The sequence below is a fragment of the Roseovarius sp. JB2-10 genome, assembly GCF_055693585.1.
Genome location: NZ_CM146337.1, coordinates 1,175,898 through 1,193,465 on the forward strand (window position 1 = coordinate 1,175,898; position 17,568 = coordinate 1,193,465).

Annotated in this window: 18 protein-coding genes and 1 pseudogene; 14 read left to right on the forward strand and 5 right to left on the reverse strand. The window is 56.6% G+C overall.

Annotated features, from left to right (window positions below; all coding sequences use genetic code 11):
• Positions 1–75: 75 nt before the first annotated feature.
• The 7 genes from ACZ1HJ_RS05815 (at position 76) to ACZ1HJ_RS05845 (ending at position 7,678) form a co-directional block, all read left to right on the forward strand.
• Positions 76–1,422 carry a TldD/PmbA family protein gene (locus tag ACZ1HJ_RS05815; RefSeq protein ID WP_472721371.1) on the forward strand — a complete coding sequence of 449 codons (1,347 nt, stop codon included), beginning with the start codon at positions 76–78 and terminating at the stop codon, positions 1,420–1,422.
• Positions 1,409–2,200, forward strand: coding sequence for a 3'(2'),5'-bisphosphate nucleotidase CysQ (locus ACZ1HJ_RS05820; RefSeq protein ID WP_472721372.1), 792 nt, complete (start codon positions 1,409–1,411; stop codon positions 2,198–2,200). The genes ACZ1HJ_RS05815 and ACZ1HJ_RS05820 overlap by 14 nt, the downstream gene beginning before the upstream one ends.
• Positions 2,201–2,367: 167 nt before the next feature.
• Positions 2,368–4,395 (forward strand): 2,4-dienoyl-CoA reductase FMN-binding domain-containing protein, encoded by a 2,028-nt coding sequence (locus ACZ1HJ_RS05825; RefSeq protein ID WP_472721373.1) that lies wholly within the window; start codon positions 2,368–2,370, stop codon positions 4,393–4,395.
• Positions 4,396–4,558: 163 nt separating this feature from the next.
• Positions 4,559–5,149 (forward strand): RNA polymerase sigma factor, encoded by a 591-nt coding sequence (locus ACZ1HJ_RS05830; RefSeq protein WP_472721374.1) that lies wholly within the window; start codon positions 4,559–4,561, stop codon positions 5,147–5,149.
• Complete coding sequence (locus ACZ1HJ_RS05835; RefSeq protein WP_472721375.1) at positions 5,146–5,901, forward strand: anti-sigma factor; 756 nt, start codon at positions 5,146–5,148, stop codon at positions 5,899–5,901. The genes ACZ1HJ_RS05830 and ACZ1HJ_RS05835 overlap by 4 nt, the downstream gene beginning before the upstream one ends.
• Positions 5,902–6,038: 137 nt before the next feature.
• Entirely contained in the window at positions 6,039–6,944 is a 906-nt protein-coding gene (locus ACZ1HJ_RS05840; RefSeq protein WP_472721376.1) for a LysR family transcriptional regulator, read from the forward strand.
• Positions 6,945–7,138: 194 nt separating this feature from the next.
• On the forward strand, positions 7,139–7,678 hold the full coding sequence (locus ACZ1HJ_RS05845) for an NADPH-dependent FMN reductase (RefSeq protein WP_472721377.1): 540 nt from the start codon (positions 7,139–7,141) through the stop codon (positions 7,676–7,678).
• A 2-nt stretch (positions 7,679–7,680) separates the two neighbouring features.
• On the opposite strand, the gene ACZ1HJ_RS05850 is transcribed toward ACZ1HJ_RS05845, so the two are convergent.
• Positions 7,681–8,082, reverse strand: coding sequence for a VOC family protein (locus ACZ1HJ_RS05850; RefSeq protein ID WP_472721378.1), 402 nt, complete (start codon positions 8,080–8,082; stop codon positions 7,681–7,683).
• Between the two features lie 63 nt (positions 8,083–8,145).
• Here ACZ1HJ_RS05850 and ACZ1HJ_RS05855 point away from each other — a divergent pair, with 63 nt between their 5' ends.
• Positions 8,146–8,916: an HTD2 family dehydratase gene (locus ACZ1HJ_RS05855; RefSeq protein ID WP_472721379.1), complete on the forward strand. Its 771-nt coding sequence runs from the start codon at positions 8,146–8,148 to the stop codon at positions 8,914–8,916.
• Between the two features lie 22 nt (positions 8,917–8,938).
• Here ACZ1HJ_RS05855 and ACZ1HJ_RS05860 read toward each other — a convergent pair whose 3' ends face one another.
• Together ACZ1HJ_RS05860 and ACZ1HJ_RS05865 are read right to left on the reverse strand one after the other, a co-directional pair.
• On the reverse strand, positions 8,939–9,334 hold the full coding sequence (locus tag ACZ1HJ_RS05860; RefSeq protein ID WP_472721380.1) for a hypothetical protein: 396 nt from the start codon (positions 9,332–9,334) through the stop codon (positions 8,939–8,941).
• Between the two features lie 11 nt (positions 9,335–9,345).
• A complete protein-coding gene (locus tag ACZ1HJ_RS05865; protein WP_472721381.1) occupies positions 9,346–10,377 on the reverse strand; it encodes an NAD(P)/FAD-dependent oxidoreductase in 1,032 nt (343 codons plus the stop codon).
• A 64-nt stretch (positions 10,378–10,441) separates the two neighbouring features.
• On the opposite strand from ACZ1HJ_RS05865, the gene mnmC2 reads away from it, so the two are divergent.
• Positions 10,442–11,122: a tRNA (5-methylaminomethyl-2-thiouridine)(34)-methyltransferase MnmC2 gene (gene mnmC2 / locus ACZ1HJ_RS05870; protein WP_472721382.1), complete on the forward strand. Its 681-nt coding sequence runs from the start codon at positions 10,442–10,444 to the stop codon at positions 11,120–11,122.
• Positions 11,119–11,987 (forward strand): annotated as a pseudogene (locus tag ACZ1HJ_RS05875) (DMT family transporter). The gene mnmC2 and the pseudogene ACZ1HJ_RS05875 overlap by 4 nt, the downstream one beginning before the upstream one ends.
• 7 nt (positions 11,988–11,994) lie before the next feature.
• Here ACZ1HJ_RS05875 and ACZ1HJ_RS05880 read toward each other — a convergent pair.
• The gene (locus tag ACZ1HJ_RS05880) at positions 11,995–13,971 is read right to left on the reverse strand and encodes a lytic transglycosylase domain-containing protein (RefSeq protein ID WP_472721383.1); all 1,977 of its coding nucleotides are present in this window, start codon (positions 13,969–13,971) and stop codon (positions 11,995–11,997) included.
• 164 nt (positions 13,972–14,135) lie between these two features.
• Here ACZ1HJ_RS05880 and dapA point away from each other — a divergent pair, with 164 nt between their 5' ends.
• The 3 genes from dapA (at position 14,136) to ACZ1HJ_RS05895 (ending at position 16,081) form a co-directional block, all read left to right on the forward strand.
• Positions 14,136–15,011 carry a 4-hydroxy-tetrahydrodipicolinate synthase gene (gene dapA, locus ACZ1HJ_RS05885; protein WP_472721384.1) on the forward strand — a complete coding sequence of 292 codons (876 nt, stop codon included), beginning with the start codon at positions 14,136–14,138 and terminating at the stop codon, positions 15,009–15,011.
• Positions 15,012–15,101: 90 nt separating this feature from the next.
• Positions 15,102–15,782, forward strand: a complete 681-nt coding sequence (locus tag ACZ1HJ_RS05890) for an AzlC family ABC transporter permease (protein ID WP_472721385.1) — start codon at positions 15,102–15,104, stop codon at positions 15,780–15,782.
• Positions 15,779–16,081 (forward strand): AzlD domain-containing protein, encoded by a 303-nt coding sequence (locus ACZ1HJ_RS05895; protein ID WP_472721386.1) that lies wholly within the window; start codon positions 15,779–15,781, stop codon positions 16,079–16,081. The genes ACZ1HJ_RS05890 and ACZ1HJ_RS05895 overlap by 4 nt, the downstream gene beginning before the upstream one ends.
• Here ACZ1HJ_RS05895 and yghU read toward each other — a convergent pair.
• Complete coding sequence (yghU, locus tag ACZ1HJ_RS05900) at positions 16,078–16,947, reverse strand: glutathione-dependent disulfide-bond oxidoreductase (protein ID WP_472721387.1); 870 nt, start codon at positions 16,945–16,947, stop codon at positions 16,078–16,080. The two genes, ACZ1HJ_RS05895 and yghU, sit on opposite strands and share 4 nt — an antisense overlap.
• Positions 16,948–17,224: 277 nt before the next feature.
• Between yghU and ACZ1HJ_RS05905 the strand changes: the two genes are divergently transcribed.
• Positions 17,225–17,521, forward strand: a complete 297-nt coding sequence (locus ACZ1HJ_RS05905) for a hypothetical protein (RefSeq protein WP_472721388.1) — start codon at positions 17,225–17,227, stop codon at positions 17,519–17,521.
• Positions 17,522–17,568: the final 47 nt, after the last annotated feature.

The window sequence follows — 17,568 nt, forward strand, 5'->3', positions numbered from 1 at the left end:
GTATGATGATCCTACCTCCTGCCCTTGCACCCTAGGGGATCACGCTCTACCTGTTGGCTTCACAGGAGACACCTTATGCCCAACACTCTGCATGATTTGACCAGCGCAATTTTGGACGCTGCGCGCAAGGCCGGTGCGGATGCGGCAGATGCAATGGCGACCGAGGCAACGTCACTTTCAATCGATGTTCGCGGCGGGGCACTGGAACAGGCTGACCGGTCTGAAAACGTCGAGGTTGGTTTAAGGGTTTTGGTTGGCAAGCGTCAGGCCAATGTGTCTGCGTCGGATACACGGACCGATACATTGCGGGCATTGGCAGAGCGCGCTGTCGCCATGGCGCGTGTGGCGCCGGAGGATCCGAACATTGGTCTGGCCGATCCGGGCCAATTGGCCGTGAACTGGGATCTTGATGCGCTGCAACTCGAGGATACCTCGCCAGAACCATCGCCCGCTGCATTGCAACAGGATGCTGAGGCTGCAGAAGCCGCGGCTCTTGCGGTAAAGGGCGTATCACAAAGCCAGGTGGCGTCAGCCGGATATAGCAAGCGCTTGATCCACTTGGCCGCGACTAACGGGTTTAGCGGTGGCTATACGCGCACCACTCGCAGTCTCTATTGTGTGGCCATCGCCGGAAGCGGCCTGGGCATGGAAAGGGATGCAGACAGCGACAGTCGTATTTTTCAGTCGGATCTGCGGACCCCTGAAGAGATTGGCCAATGCGCCGGGGAACGCGCCGCAGAACGCTTGGGTGCGTGCAAACCACCTACCGGAACCTTTCCGGTTTTGTTCGACGAAAGAGTGTCTTCCTCATTGATCGGGCATTTGTTGACTGCCGCGAACGGCCTGTCGGTCGGCAGGGGCTCTTCATGGCTTCGGGACAAACTGGGTGCACAAGTCCTACCCTCACATCTTTCGATTTCTGAAGACCCACTCCGGCCACGTGCAACGGGCTCCCGCCCGTTTGACGCCGAAGGCTTACCAACAAACCATCGCTTGATTGTTGAGAACGGTATTTTGATGGGGTGGACGCTTGATCTGGCCACGGGTCGTAAGTTGGACATGCCCTCGACAGGTAACGCCAAGCGTGACATTGCATCACCCCCGTCGCCAGGCGTCTGGAATACCGCCCTGACACAAGGCAGCGCATCTCGTGCGGATCTGATTGCACAGATGGGAACGGGGTTGCTGGTAACGTCGATGATTGGGTCAACAATCAATCGCAACACCGGAGACTATTCCCGCGGTGCCAGTGGGTTTTGGGTTGAAAAGGGTGAGATCACTCATCCGGTCAACGAATGCACAATCGCCGGTTCATTGCCGGAAATGTTGCGGCGGATCATCCCGGCCAATGACGCCAGAACGCATTTATCGCGCGTCGTGCCATCGCTGCTGATCGAAGGGATGACCCTTGCCGGAAACTGATCTGGAGCTTCTGATACGCGCAGCGCAGGCCGCGGGTGAGATTGCCACAGGATATTCCGGCGCAACCGCCAAACGGTGGGACAAAGGCGATGGCGCAGGACCGGTCACCGAGGCCGATCTTGCCGTCAACGAAATGCTGGCCTCAGAGCTTCGCGCGGCCCGCCCGGACTATGGATGGTTGTCTGAAGAAACCGAGGACAATGCCGACAGACTGGAGCGCGACACGGTCTTTATCGTTGACCCAATCGACGGGACGCGGAGCTTTATCGAGGGGTCGCGCACATGGGCGCATGCGCTTGCGGTTGCGCACCAAGGCGTCGTGACAGCAGCGGTCGTTTTTTTGCCGCAGCGCGACAAACTATATACGGCTGCGGCAGGCCAAGGGGCATATCTGAACGGTGGGCGGATTTCTGTCAGCCCGCGATCTGCCCTGACCGGGGCATCTTTGCTTGCGGCCAAGCCCAGTTACCGGCCAGAGCATTGGCGCGGTGATGTGCCGGCGGTTGAACGGGTTTATCGTCCCTCTCTGGCGTATCGAACCAGCATCGTCGCCGAGGGCAGATTTGATGCGATGATGACGTTGAGGCCGACCTGGGAATGGGATGTGGCTGCCGGGGACCTGATTTTGCGTGAGGCAGGCGCCGCCACATCAGACCGGGCGGGCCGACCTTTGGCGTTCAACAATGCACATCCAAAACTGAATGGCATTCTGGCGGCCAACCCTGATTTGCACCGCGCCCTTTGCGGCGCCTTGCTGAGCGAAGACAGCGATGGGTAAACGTATCGCCACATATGCCCTGGGTTTTGTTGATCGCGCACCTTGAGTGGCGCCTTGCCCTCAGGTTTCAACAGCCCGGACCATTTGCCATTCATTACGCAGCGTTTCGGGGTGACATTCATGCGCTCAACCGCCATTTTTGATCCAGCCTTGTTCGGAGACATGCCATGACCGCTTATCCTCATCTGCTCGCCCCGCTTGATTTGGGTCATGTGACCTTGCCCAATCGTGTGCTGATGGGCTCGATGCATACCGGTCTGGAAGAAACCAAGGATTGGAACCGCGTCGCCGAATTTTATGCCGCTCGTGCGCGCGGGGGTGTGGGGTTGATGGTCACCGGTGGTATGGCGCCAAACCGCGAAGGTGGCGTTTTCCCGGGTGCGGCGGGGCTATTCACCGACGAAGACATTTCGAACCACAAAATCGTCACGGACCGCGTGCATGACGCAGGCGGCCGGATTGCCATGCAAATCCTGCATGCGGGCCGATACGCCTATGGGCCTGAATGCGTCAGCGCTTCGGCGATCAAATCCCCAATTTCTCCCTTTCCGCCCAAGGAACTGGACGAAGAGGGTATTGAAAAGCAGATCGCAGATATCGTGACGTCCGCCACCAATGCGCGCTCTGCCGGTTACGACGGCGTCGAGATCATGGGGAGCGAAGGGTACTTCATCAATCAGTTTCTCGTGCGCCATACGAACAAGCGCGACGACCGTTGGGGCGGTTCCTACGAGAACCGCATGCGCCTGCCTATTGAAATTGTGCGGCGCACCCGTGAGGCCGTTGGGCCGGACTTTATCATCATTTACCGTCTGAGCATGATCGATCTGGTCCCGGATGGATCCACCTTTGAAGAGGTGATCCAGCTGGCACAAGAGGTTGAACGCGCTGGCGCCACGATCATCAATACCGGGATTGGCTGGCACGAAGCGCGTATTCCGACAATCGCAACGTCAGTGCCACGCGCGGCCTTTACCTGGGTCACCAAGAAGCTGATGGGTAAAGTTGGCATTCCCGTTATCACATCTAACCGTATCAACACGCCGCAGGTTGGCGAAGAAGTGTTGGCGGACGGAGCGGCGGACATGGTCAGCATGGCCAGACCGTTCTTGGCGGACGCAGATTTTGTTCGCAAAGCCATGGACGGCAAAGCCGAACAGATTGCGCCCTGCATTGCCTGCAATCAGGCCTGTCTGGACCACACGTTCAGTGGCAAGATCAGTTCATGCCTTGTGAATCCCCGCGCATGTTTTGAAACCGAATTGGTAATCGCACCAACGGATGATCCCAAGACGGTCGGGATCGTTGGTGCCGGTCCGGCGGGTCTTTCGGTCGCGATGACCGCCGCAGAACGTGGTCACAAGGTGACGTTGTTTGACCGCGCCGATGATATCGGCGGACAGTTGAACATGGCCCGCGTTATCCCCGGCAAGGAGGAATTTCACGGCCTTGTCGATTGGTTCCGAACCATGGTCGATGAATTGGGTGTCACCCTCGAGTTGGGGCATGACGCCACCGCCGATGATCTGGCCGGATTTGACCACGTTGTGATTGCCACAGGGGTCACGCCGCGCGATCCTGGCATCGAAGGGCAAGAGGGCGCAAATGTACTCTCTTATATAGATGTGCTGCGCGGCAAGGCACCGGTGGGCGACCGGGTGGCCGTGATCGGCGCAGGTGGCATCGGTTTTGATGTGGCGGAATATTTGGTGCATCAAGGCGAAAGCCCCACCGAAAACCTCGACATTTGGCGCGCGGAATGGGGCATTGGTGATCCGAGTGACACACGCGGTGGTCTGGCACCGGACGGGCCACAGCCTGAGGCACCAGCACGGCAGATAACACTGTTACAGCGCAAGGCCGAAGCGCCGGGCAAACGGTTGGGAAAGACCACCGGTTGGATCCATCGGGCGGCGCTGCGGATGAAAAATGTCAAAATGATGGGCGGCGTGAATTATGAGCGGATTGATGCCAATGGCATCCATATCAGCCATGGAGAGGCGCGCGAAAACCCCACAGTGTTGGAAGTCGATACCGTTGTTCTTTGTGCCGGTCAGCTGCCGGAACGGTCTTTGGCTGATGCTCTGGAGGCGCGCGGGATTGATTGCCATGTCATTGGCGGTGCAGATGTCGCGGCAGAGCTGGATGCAAAAAGAGCCATAAACCAAGGCACCCGGCTTGCCGCGACATTGTAAAATCCAGGGCGTGCATGGTCACCCTGGCACTCGTTACCAAACCAAACAGATTAAGGTCTGAACCGCCGTCCCTCCTGTCGGACGATCACGCCGGCGTGTAAGCAAGATGAATTTGCCGTGAGGAAGGCAGTCGTCGTGTTGGCTTTTTTCACTGGCGTCTCCTATGTTTTGCAAAACCGGCGCTTTGCGTGCGGCGATACAAGGGAAACACGGACGGGGTCAGAGTTATTCGGCGCAATTCGAAAAAGAATCGGAAGCGGCTGTTCGGGATGGCCTGCCGGAGTGCTTTCCCCGGGTTTGGCGGTTTTGCCTGTCGCTGACCGCGCGTCGCGATGCGGCAGATGATCTTGCACAAATGACATGCGCCCGTGCGATCGAAAAAGCAGAGCTATTTGAGCCGGGTACGCATCTTGATCGCTGGCTGTTCGTCATGGCGCGTCGCCTATGGCTGAACGAAGTGCGCAAAGAGTCGATCCGCGGGTCCGCGGGCTTTGTGCCAGCGGATGAAATTGAGATTTCTGATCAATCGGCACCGGTTGAAACGAATATTTTCGCGCGTCAGGTGTTATCCGAAGTGAATAGGTTGCCAGAAGCGCAGCGCGTGACGGCCTTGCTTGTCTTCGTCGAAGGCTGCAAATACGCCGAAGCCGCAGAGATTTTGGAAATCCCTATTGGTACGGTTATGAGTCGCGTTTCAGCAGCGCGTGTGACATTGGCCCGGAAACTGGCCGCAGCAACAGGAACGAACGAATGACGGATAAAGTCGTTTTTTCGGATGAAGACCTGAGCGCCTACCTTGATGGTGAGGCGGCTGAAGACCTGTCGCAATCAATCACACGTGCATCCGAAACCGATGCAGCTCTGAAAACACGGCTTGATGAATTGCGCGCTGGGCAGGAAGCTTTTGTGATGGCAATGCAATCGGCTTTGACGGCGGCGCCAAAGATGCCGGTATTGCCCGCACCAGCCCCGCCCCGTGCTGCGAACTTACCGTGGCGCGCCGGATTGGCGGGCGTTGCCGTTGGGGCGATTGCTGCCATCGGCGTGGCCTGGACCCTGTGGCAGCCCAAGGAGCCGGGCTGGCGGGCCGCAGTGGCCAACTACCAGTCGCTTTATGTGGCCGAAACACTGGCACAGGTCGATCAGACGCCTGACGCGCGCCAGGCTGACCTTCAAAGGCTGTCTGAAACGCTTGGTATTGATCTAACGGCACTGCCTGAGGTGCCGGGATTGTCGTTCAAAAGATCGCAGCAGCTTGGCTTTCGTGGCCGCCCCCTGGCGCAATTGACGTATCTGTCGGCTGACGGTGGGCCGGTAGCGCTGTGCATTTTGCAAACTGGTGACGATGCCAGCGCGCAGATTGCTGCATCGGAACTACGAGGCCTAGATACATACAATTGGACAGATAACGGCTTCGGCGTGCTCCTTATTGGACCAAAGGGCGACAAGAGCCTTGAAAATGCAGCTGATTTGTTCCGCGCAGCACTAAAAGACGCTTCTGCGTAAGCATAGAAACCATTGTTTCATTGTTTCGGTGCCATGATCGATCCGCGACAAAACCCAGATATTGTCGGGCATACGCCCCAGTTGTGCCCGATTTGCCCGCGATAACATCTGGAGATTTTTAGAACGAGGTATCGAGTATGGATCGCCTGACGGAAATGGAGGCCTTTGCCACGGTAGTGGATCAGGGAGGCTTCACTGATGCCGCCCGGAAGATGGGGATTTCCAAATCCGCCGTATCCAAACATGTGTCCTCGCTAGAGGCGCGTCTTGGGGCGCGTCTTCTGAACCGCACAACCCGTCGCGTAAGCCCAACAGAAATCGGCCTGGCCTATTATGACCGGGCGCTTCGCGTCCTAAATGACGCGGGCGAAGCGGATGCGCTGGTCAGTTCGATGCAATCAGACCCATCTGGCCTGCTGCGTATTTCGGTTGCGACGGATTTTGGCGTTAATCACCTCAGCCCGGTTTTGGGCGAATTTCTTGATGAATTTCCGGATATTACGGTCAATATGGTGTTGAACAACCGCTATGTTGAACTGATTTCCGAAGGGTTTGACATGGCAATCCGCATTGGGGAGCTGGAAGACAGCACTCTGCGGGCCCGTAAACTGACCGAGACAACCAAGCGTATGATCGCCAGCCCGGCCTATATCCAGAAACATGGCCGACCGATGAAAATCGATGACTTGAATGATCACAAGCTTCTGCACTACTCCAGCCAGGCCAATGGTTCTGTCTGGAAACTGACCGCACCGTCGGGAGAAAAGCGCCAGGTGCGCACGGCCGGTGGACTATCTGTCAATGACGGGCAGTCCCTATTGAATGCGGCCATTTCGGGGTTGGGTATCGCCTATTTGCCCAGCTTCCTTTACGCCAAAGCCATGGAAGATGGCCTGGTCGAGGATATTATCCCCGATCTGCCAATCGAAACCCAAGGCATCTACGCAGTTTACCCTCCGGGCCGTTTTACCCAGCCCAAGGTTCGCGCGTTTATCGATTTTCTAGTCCACGCCTTCGCTGAGAAAGGGCCGACGGACTGGTAATTTTTTCCTCAAAGCCTGACTAGGCCACCTTTCACCCCGGATGCTTTTAGCGTCCGGGGTTATTTCTTTTCACTACGAATTTTTGCACTTTGTTCGCTCATTTGGGGGGATATGTGCGCATGTGCAGGTTGTCAGGCGGTGCTAACCGGCCCAGATTATCGCCAACGCAATTTGACAGTGAAAGGGGATGGGCCATGGCCACTCCAAAACTCGTGACAATTTCGGGTTCTTTGCGAAAAGGGTCGTATAACAGGATGCTTCTTCAGGAGGCGGTAACAGCCTTTGGCGAGGCCGAGGTGGTTGAGGCGGATCTGAACTTGCCGCTCTACGATGGTGATCAAGAGGCCGAACATGGCATACCAGACGCGGTCGTAAAACTGGCCGAACATATCCGCACGGCAGACGCTGTGGTGATTGCATCGCCGGAGTACAACAAGGGAATTTCCGGTGTTTTGAAGAATGCATTGGATTGGGTCAGCCGGGTAGAAGGCGCTGTTTTCAAAGGAAAACCAACTGTTGTCCTTTCCGCCGCGGCGGGCCGCACCGGGGGTGAAACCGCGCAATTCATGACGCTCAGCTGTCTGACACAACTCCAGGCACGTTTGATACCAGGACAGGCGGTTCTGGTGGCTGCTGCGATGAAGGCTTTCGACCAAGATGGCAGATTGATCAATGACCTCTACCGAGATGTTGTGGTCGCCCGGATGCAGGGATTACGTGCCGAAGTAACCTGATTTCAGATGGTTGAATTGGCAATTTCTATAAGGTTCCCGTCTGGGTCACGCAGGTAAATTGAGCTTATGGGCCCCGTCGCACCCGTTCTGTGTATCGGGCCGAGCTCAACCGAAATTTCCTGTTCCGACAAATGCGTCATCCAATCTGCAAGTGGCGTTGTACTTAGAAAACACAGATCGGCCGATCCCCGTGTCGGATGCCGCGCTTTTGGATCAAACTCTGACCCCGCCACATGCAGGTTGATCTTCTGAGAGCCGAATTTAAGCGCCCACCGTGGTGCATCTCCTTCAGGCGCAAACATTTCGGCGTTCATCCCCAACCCGTTGCGGTAAAAGGCAATTGTGGTTTCAAGGTCGGAAACCGTCAGAACCAGATGATCAATGGCGTTCAGAACCGGGGGCATTTCAGGATTGTTCCTCGATAAGGCCGATACTAGTTTGCCCGCATGGCACCTGCGACGCAAACCATGAATGACGTCATTGATCCGGCGCGCGCGCGGGCGATGCAGGCCATGTTGGGACAACCCGTTTCCCTCGAACACGGCAGCATTCTCCCCCCGTTTTTTCATCAACTCTATTTCTGGGATCCAAAACCCCCAGAGGATTTGGGTCGGGACGGCCACCCGAAACTTGGCGGGATCATCCCGGATCTTGGATTGCCCCGACGGATGTGGGCCGGTGGGCGAATAGAATTTCATGCACCATTGCGTGCAGGCATATCGGCGAAACGAGTGTCAGTGTGCGAAAACACAGCCTTGAAAACCGGGCGCAGTGGCCCGCTGGGGTTTGTTACTCTTCGCCATGAGATCTATCAGGAAGGGCAGCTATGTGTGACGGATTGGCAAGATCTGGTCTATCGAAGTGACCCGGATCAGCAGGCCCCCAAGACCGCACCGCCTGTCGCACCACAAAATGAGACGATTTGCGAACGCAGAACGTTCAATGCGACGCATCTTTTTCGCTACTCTGCTCTAACCTTTAACGGGCATCGCATTCACTACGATCGCAATTATGCCCGCAATGTTGAAGGCTACGCAGGTTTGGTTGTGCACGGGCCGCTTTTGGCGCAATGCCTGATCTTGATGGCAGAGCAGCAATTGGGAGAACTGAAAACGTTCCGTTTTCGGGCGACAGCGCCTTTGATGGACGGGGAGGAGGGCGCGTTTTGCTGGCGTGACGGTCAGGCATGGGTGCGTGGCGACGATGGTCGGCAATGTATGCAAGCGTCCGCGGCTTGATCACAAACAATTAGACAAAGCGCTAATTGCAAAGCCCGGAGTTTTTCATTTCTTCTGTGAATTCAAAAGCTTCACCCACGCAATCCCCGATACTTTCGGTGGCGTTCGGCGTGATTTTGCAGGATATTGTCCCACTGTTGAGGAGCTTTTCCAGCAACGTTCTGGCGTCGCGACCTTCTGTCGTATCAACGGCAGGACACGTGACGCCGTCCAGCCGGACAATCAGCCCATCCAGCATCAAACGATCGCCCGACAAGGCCCGCCACTCCCGTGTTTGACCTTCTGGAATACGTACGGCCGGATCCGTGTTGAAGACCAAAGTGATCGCCTGACCACGCTTGTCGCGCATATTGATCCAGCCAAAGACAGCGAGCGCCGCAATCAACATCGTCGGAATAACTATTTTGGACAGGCTCATTTACTAACCGCCTAATAAGATGCGTCTGGGTGGAAGTCTTTGGGTATCTGATCACATCCCTCCAGGATCAGATCCGCCATTACCTGCCCGACCTTCGGTGCCATACCAAACCCGATCTTGAAACCGCCATTGGCGATAAATTCTCCGGCCTTCAAAGGGTGTGGTCCCAACATCGGCGCACGGGATCTGGATCGCGGCCGGACACCGGCCCAACGGCTGATAACCGGCGCATCGCGCAGCGAAGGAACAGCGCGACGTGCGCGTGAGATGACATCATCAAGTCTTTCATCTGTTGATGTCGCATCCTCGTACGTATTTTCGCTTGTTGAGCCGATGGCAACGGTCCCGTCTTCATGCGGCACGATATGAATGGTATCCGCAAAAAGTTGAGGAAGCTCACTGGCGTCCCAAGCCAGAAGCGCTGCCTGACCTTTGACGCCGCTTCCCACAGATCGCGTGTGTGCTGCGTTCAATGCCCCAAACCCCGCGGCGCCGGTAGCATGGACAATTCGACCCTGTTGAGGGCCGTCCGGCGCGATCTCACCGCCTCTTGATTGGATCGCTTGGGCCAGCGAAGTACAGGCCATTTGCGGGTGGATGCGCGCACTAAGTGTGTCGTGGATAAGCGCGCCCGTTTGCGTAAGCGGCGACCATACGTAATCTTCGGCATTAACGACCTGCCACGTCGCGCGGCCCTGCCAAAGCTCCTTTGCTGTCTCGGAACGCGCCTTGGCAAGAGTCAAAGCGTGCGGGTCTATGATGGGTTGCAATCGCCCTAGGCGGGCGTATCCAGCGGACACTCCTGACACCTCTTCCACATGGCGCCAGAATTCTTCGGCCATCAGCAGGCTATCGAGCTGAAAGGCTTTCTTTGCGTTCCAATTCTCGGGCACATGTGGGGCCAATGCGCCGACAATCCCGCCCGATGCTCCGGCGCCCGGTCCGCCCGGATCAATCACTCGCACCAAGGCGCCACGATTTTGGCATGCCCAAGCGATCGAGAGGCCAAAAATACCCGCACCCAAAACTGTGACATCGGCCATTGCCAATCCCGGTACTCCTCTGCATGGTCGGCACGTTCTGATCTCTTTCCTAAAGGAAGCCGCGATGCAGGGCCAGCGGGCCAAGATTGAATGGCGCACCGGTGATGTGCCGGTGTCGACCCTGTTTGATGATCCGTATTTCAGCCTTGAAAACGGACTGGCGGAAACGCGTCATGTCTTTTTGGACGGCAACAATCTATCGCAGCGGTTCGAGGATGGAATTCACATTGCAGAACTTGGGTTTGGCACTGGGTTGAATTTCCTGACAACGCTACAGAGCTGGCGTGCAAACGGATGCATTGGGCGGCTGAATTTCACGAGTTTTGAAGCCTACCCGATGGAAGCCGCTGATATGCAAAAAGCGCTCGAGGTATTCCCGGAAATCGCTGATCTGGCAGCTGTTTTGATCAAGGCATGGGCGGCGGGAGCTCGCAGAATTGAATTTGAAGGGGGCGCTGCCCTGCATGTGATTGAAGGCGATGCCCGCATGACGTTACCGGCCTGGTCGGGCAAAGCTGATGCCTGGTATCTGGATGGGTTTTCGCCGGCAAAAAATCCGGAATTGTGGCAGCCTGAGTTGATGGAGGCCATCGGCGAGCACACGAATGAAGCGGGCACAGTTGCCACCTATACCGCTGCAGGGTTCGTGCGCCGCGGATTAGAGACCGCGGGATTTGAGGTAGCGCGGCGGCCGGGATTTGGCCGCAAGCGTCACATGACGACTGCCTGGCTCAAATCCACATGACTCAGAACAACGCCAAATTGGGCATTCTGCTTATGGTGGCAACCACCTTTGTGTTCGCGGTTCAGGATGGCATCTCGCGGTACCTTGCGGGTGAATACAATGTGTTGATGGTGGTCATGATCCGCTATTGGTTTTTTGCCGCGTTTGTCATCACCATTGCCTCGCGCAAGGCGGGCGGCATCCGTGCGGCGGCAGCAACGAAACAGCCATTGGTGCAAAGTTTTCGATCTCTTCTTCTGGTCGCAGAAATTTGTGTCATGGTGTTGGGCTTTACACTGCTTGGATTGGTGGAAAGCCATGCCGTCTTTGCCTGTTACCCGCTTTTGGTCGCAGCGCTTTCTGGGCCGGTGCTGGGTGAACACGTGGGGTGGCGACGTTGGGCGGCCATCGCCGTGGGTTTCATCGGCGTGATCATCATTCTCGAACCCGGGTTTGGTGTATTTAAACCCGAGGCTATTGTTCCGCTGACGGCGGCGCTGATGTTCGCACTATATGGGTTGATGACCCGATACGTGGCGCGCCAGGATGATGCTCAGACCAGCTTTTTTGGACAGGAACGGTTGCGTCCGTCGCCATGACAGCGGTTGGCATTTGGTTTTGGGAACCAATGACGGCCTATGATTGGCAGTGGATGATTGCGCTTTGCGTAACCGGCGTGCTGGGCCATTTTACGTTGATAAAATGCTACGAGGTCGCCGAAGCCAGCGCGGTTCAACCCTTTGCCTATCTGCAATTGGGGTTTGCAAGCATCATCGGCATTTTGGTGTTTGGCGAGACGGTCAAATTGAACGTGGCACTGGGCGTTGCCTTGATTGTCACGGCGGGTCTTTTTACCTTATGGCGCCAACACAAACTGAGCAGCTAACACTTAGTCAGTCGCTGACAATTGTGCGCCGCTCAGGCTGTACCGTTTTCCCTTTCAACTCTTCAGTGAAGGGGATCGGCAACGGTTCTTTGCCCAGCCTGGCACGATATACTGGCATGCTTTCAGTGACGCGCATCACATAATTCCGGGTCTCGCGAAACGGGATATGCTCGATCCAGTCGATAATGTCCAAATTTTCGGTACGCGGGTCACCAAAACGTTCAATCCATTGTCGCGCCCGGCCTGGTCCTGCATTGTATCCAACTGACATCAATACCAGATTTCCGTCCAACCAGTCCGCCAGCTGCGCCAGATATGTGGAACCCAGTTGCACGTTATATTGCCAGTCCGACAGAACGCGCGTGCGGCTGTGTGCAAGGCCCAAATCGCCGGCAACTTCCTTGGCCGTGCCGGGCATCAGTTGCATCAAACCTTGAGCACCCGCTCCGCTGACAACGCCCAGATCGAACTCGCTCTCCCGTCGCGCAATTGTCAAAGCCAACTCGGTTGGAACGGGCAGCTCCTCTTTCGCCATGGGATGCACGGCGTAATATGCGGCGGGCAGAACAATGGCCCTTTTGGCGGCGGCTTTGCCCATCATGACCTGCAAATGCGGTTGATCCATGTCGTGCAACGCACGGGCCAACCGCCCAAGGTCCTCGCGCTCAAGGGTTTTGCCCATATGGACAAAGAACACTTCAGCCAGACTGATCCGCCCGGTTGCAATGGCCAAAACGCCCGCCTGAAAGACCGTGGAATTTACGAATTCGGCCTCGCGCCACGGCTCAAAATGTTCGCGGCCATCCAGCATCGGATCAAGCGGCACATTTGCGGCTTCGGCGGCTAGAATACCATAGAAACTGGTCGAATGCTCTGCACCCTCGGCATACGCAAGCTGCGCCGCCTCAGTGTCTCCCAGTGCGTCCTGCGCGCGTCCTATCCAATAGCCGGCGCGCCCAAGGGAGATGGGTGTTTTGACCGCAGCACGCAGGCGCTGGAAGTGATCCAACGCAAGTTCGGGCTCGTCCAAAAACCGCAGGGCAAGATAGCCAGACAGCCACTCCAGGTCCGCATACCGCGACCCCTCCGCAAGCCCATGGCTCGATGCCAGATCATAGGCCAATTGGTGGTTACCATCGCGCATTTGTGCCCGGGCCAGAGACCGGCGGTTATTGGACCATTTGTGGGCATCCCCCAATCCATTTTCGAGGCGGCTTTGACGCAGCATCAGCTTGATGGCAGCGTCGGTTTTGCGCTTGCTCATCAGGTGATTGAATTCCGCGTAGGCCACATGGGCATCACGGCGCAGTTTCGCGGGGAGCTCGGTGATCCATTTGTCCAGTGCTTTGCGGCCATTTTCGATGGTATGGCGCGTCTCAACCCGCTTGCGCAGATCGGCAGAGACAAGCGGTTTCATGTCCTTGACGTCCTTTAATCCGCGCCAAAGCGCCATGTGCATCCGCGCCTCGTGATGCGGTTTCAGAACGTCTGAATAGGCGGCAATAAAGGCGTCATGCTCATCGCTGGTCAGGTCCATCGTGCGCCACGCTTTGATCAACATCTCATGGGCCGCCGCGTCTTGTTCCGCTGCGATCAGGGCGCTGGCATAGGTCAAAGCGCCGATCCCAGTTTGTGGCGCGTGATGTTCGTAAAATGTCAGAATGTCATCATCGTCAGCGACAATCATACGCACTTCGTTGCGACGGCGCAGGAGTTCCAGCCCGGGCCAATCTGCATTGCGATCCAAAAATGCCATCACGTCGCCTGCGTTGCCGCGTCCGGATCGCAGGCGATACCATTCAATCAGATCTGCCGCAGCTGGCCCGTCGCGCGCCGCAAGCGTTGCCGCCACATCCCATCGTTCCGCCTGCATGGCGTGAAACGCGCTCTCAAGAGGACGTGGGGCCTTGGGCACGGCGTCGCCGGCCCATCCCGGCAGGGACAAGCACACCAAAGCTAGAATATGTGTCACCAAACGCGACATCTCTTGCATTTCCTCGCTCAGCGAAGGATAGACAGCGCCAACCTAAGCACGCGCAACAAACCCGTCTATGCACAAACTTGGCACTGGGGCAGCATCTCGCTAATGTAGCGCGCGTTTATGAACCGCCCATTAGGGTTAAAACACAAATGTGGAAGGAGCGTGGCATGTTTAAGGGATCTTTTCCTGCACTGGTGACGCCGTTCAAGAACGGCGAACTGGACATTGATACGCTCAAACACCTTGTAGAATGGCATATTTCGGAAGGGTCGCATGGTTTGGCGCCGGTTGGCACCACGGGTGAAAGCCCCACGCTGAGCCATGAAGAGCATGAAACCGTTGTCGAAACCGTTGTGACCGCTGCGGCGGGGCGAATCCCTGTGATTGCGGGTGCGGGCAGCAACAACACGCTCGAATCGATCCGTTTCATGCAGCATGCTCACCGGGTTGGGGCGAACGGCGCTTTGGTTGTGACCCCCTATTACAACAAACCAACGCAGGCCGGGTTGATCGCCCATTACAAGGCCCTGCATGAATGCTGTGACCTGCCGATTGTGATCTACAACATCCCGGGGCGGTCCGTCGTGGATATGACGCCTGACACAATGGGCGAATTGGCCAAACTGCCGCGGATTGTGGGGGTCAAGGACGCCACTGGCGATCTGGCGCGGGTCTGCCAACAGCGCATCACCTGCGGTACGGATTTCGCACAGTTGTCGGGTGAAGATGCCACGGCACACGGTTTCAACGCGCAGGGCGGCGTGGGTTGTATCTCCGTCACGGGCAACGTAGCCCCCAAGCTGGTGTCGCAAATGCAATCGGCCACGCTGGCGGGTGATTTTGCCACGGCGCTTGAATTGCAGGACCGGTTGATGCCGTTGCATCAGGCCATCTTTACCGAGCCTGGCCTGGTGGGGGCCAAATACGCCATGTCCAAATTGGGTCTCTGCAGTGACGAAGTGCGTTCGCCGCTGATCGGTCTGACGGACGCAACAAAAGCACTCGTTGAAGACGGGATGCGTCACGCCGGGTTGATAAACTAATCAGATCGGGTGCGCGTTCGGCGCGCGCCCAATCCATTTCTTCGAAATCGGCGCAGAATTTAATCGCTGTTTCAATTGACAGGCCCGCGCGTGAAACAAGGCTTTCTCTCCATTCTGCCGTTGGCAGCAGGTGCGGCTCTTTACGGGTTTGCTTTTGGCGTCCTTGCTGCTCAAATCGGATTCCCATGGTGGGGCGTGGCACTTATGAGTGGCGCGGTTCATGCCGGGTCCAGCCAGATCGTAGCCGTCGAACAGTTTGGCAGTCATGGCTTCATCATTGGTGCCGTTCTGGCGGGTGCTGCGTTGAACTTGCGCTATCTCGGGATCATCGCATCGCTCAGCGATGTTTTGCGCGACGTGCCGATGCGCGTAAGGCTGCTGGTCATCCATATCACCGGAGACGAAAACTGGGCGCTGACCATGGCGCGACGCGCCCAGGATCCTAGCATCGGTGCTCCGTTTCTGATCGGCTCCGGCCTGACGATGATTTCTGTTTGGGTTCTCTCGACCAGTATGGGCGCGTTGATTGGCGGTGCGATCCCCGACCTTGAAAGCTATGGGCTGGGTTTCGCATTTACAGCCGCCTTTATTGCCATGGCTCGAGCGATGTGGCGCGGATATTCATCCCTGTTGCCGTGGGGCGTGACTTTTGCGGTGACATTCGGGCTGGTTCAGTACGGGATGGGTGCGGCCTACGCTATTGTGCTGGGTGCACTTGCGGGTGTGTTGGTGGCCCAAGCCAGCCGCAACTTTGGAACACGCGCGCCATGACGTCAGCCCAATGGATCTTGATCGGGCTGTTGGCGATTGCGTCTTATGGTGTGCGTCTTTTGGGGCTGTTGGGAGGGCACGCAATGGCCGCCAACCCGAAGTTGAAACCCTTTTTGGATGATCTTCCCGGATGTCTGGTCGTGGGCCTTGTGGCCGCTTCACTTGCGGGAGAGCCGCTTGTGACATGGGGTGCAGCACTCGTGGCTTTGGTCTTTGCCATCCTCAGCAACTATGTCGTTCTGACAATGGCCGCCGGTTTGGCCGCCATTGTCGCAGGTCAGATGATCGGCGGAGCCTAGGCCGGTTCGCCGATCTTATCTTGGGTTTGGGTGTCAAAGTCGCTCGCATCATGGCGCTCATGCAGCTGCTCGTGCGGCTCACCCATCATACGGTTAACCATACGACCGCACTGTACCGCGGGGCGTTCAAGAATTTTCTCTGCCCATGCCAGCAGGTTCTTATAGCTTTTCACATCGAGGAATGTACCGGCGTTGTACTGGCGGCCCAGAACCAAGTTGCCGTACCACGGCCAGATCGCGATATCCGCGATGGTGTACTCATTCCCAGCCACATAGGGATTGTCCGCCAGTTGGCGATCCAGGACATCCATCTGGCGTTTCACCTCCATCGTGAAACGATCAATCGGGTATTGGAATTTCTCGGGCGCGTAGGCGTAGAAATGGCCGAAACCACCGCCCAGATACGGCGCGCTTCCCATCTGCCAGAAGAGCCAGTTCATCACTTCAGTTCGCTCTGGTCCGGACTCAGGCAGGAATGCCCCATATTTTTCGGCAAGATGGACAAGGATTGACCCGCTCTCAAACACCCGCACGGGCTTATCCCCGCTGTGATCCATCAAGGCCGGGATTTTTGAATTCGGGTTGATATCAACAAAGTCCGAACCGAACTGATCGCCGTCACCAATGCGGATAAGCCACGCATCATATTCGGCGTCATGACCGGCTGCGAGCAATTCCTCAAGCATCACCGTAACTTTCACACCATTGGGTGTGGCCAGCGAATAAAGTTGTAACGGATGCTTGCCGATGGGCAATTCCTTGTCATGGGTTGCACCGGCGATGGGGCGGTTGGTCGATGCCCATTCGCCACCGTTTTCGGCGTCCCAGGTCCAGACTTCAGGGGGTGTGTAGGTGTCGTTGGCCATCGTTTGATCCTTTCGTAAGAGGTTCAGCCAAACTTAAGCCTGCAATGATGCGATGCAACCAGCTTTGCTGCACAGGGGTCTGTGCGCCTATGCTTACATCGGGCATAGCAAAGCCACATCGGTGCGTTTTGTTACGGCGTCGCACAGAGCGGTGAGGCGACGTGTGCCGTGAAACACAAACGCGGCACAAACCCTTCAAGCCGGAATTCAGGCCCCCATTTCAGTTCGAACTTAACGAGCCCCAGTTGCGGGGTGATGACAGAAAAGGACGACTGATATGGACCACAAAAAATTCATTGCGTTTGTCACAGCGCTCTCCATCGGTATCGCCGGATTGTCTGCTGTTCCAGCACAGGCCAACAGTCACAACCAAAGCCACTATTCAAACTACATCGCGCTGAAAATCCTTAGCGCGAAGGTTGCGAAATCGAAACATAAATCCCATCACCACAAGAAGTTCAAAGGCCACTATGGTCACTCGAAACACCATGGGTTTCATCACCGCAAACACGTCAAAAAACACTACAAATTTGGTCACAAGAAGAGCCATCGCGGTAAGTACTACAAGTATTGAACGACGTTTTTGGGTATGCAGTAGTGACACTCTACCGTGAAAATTCT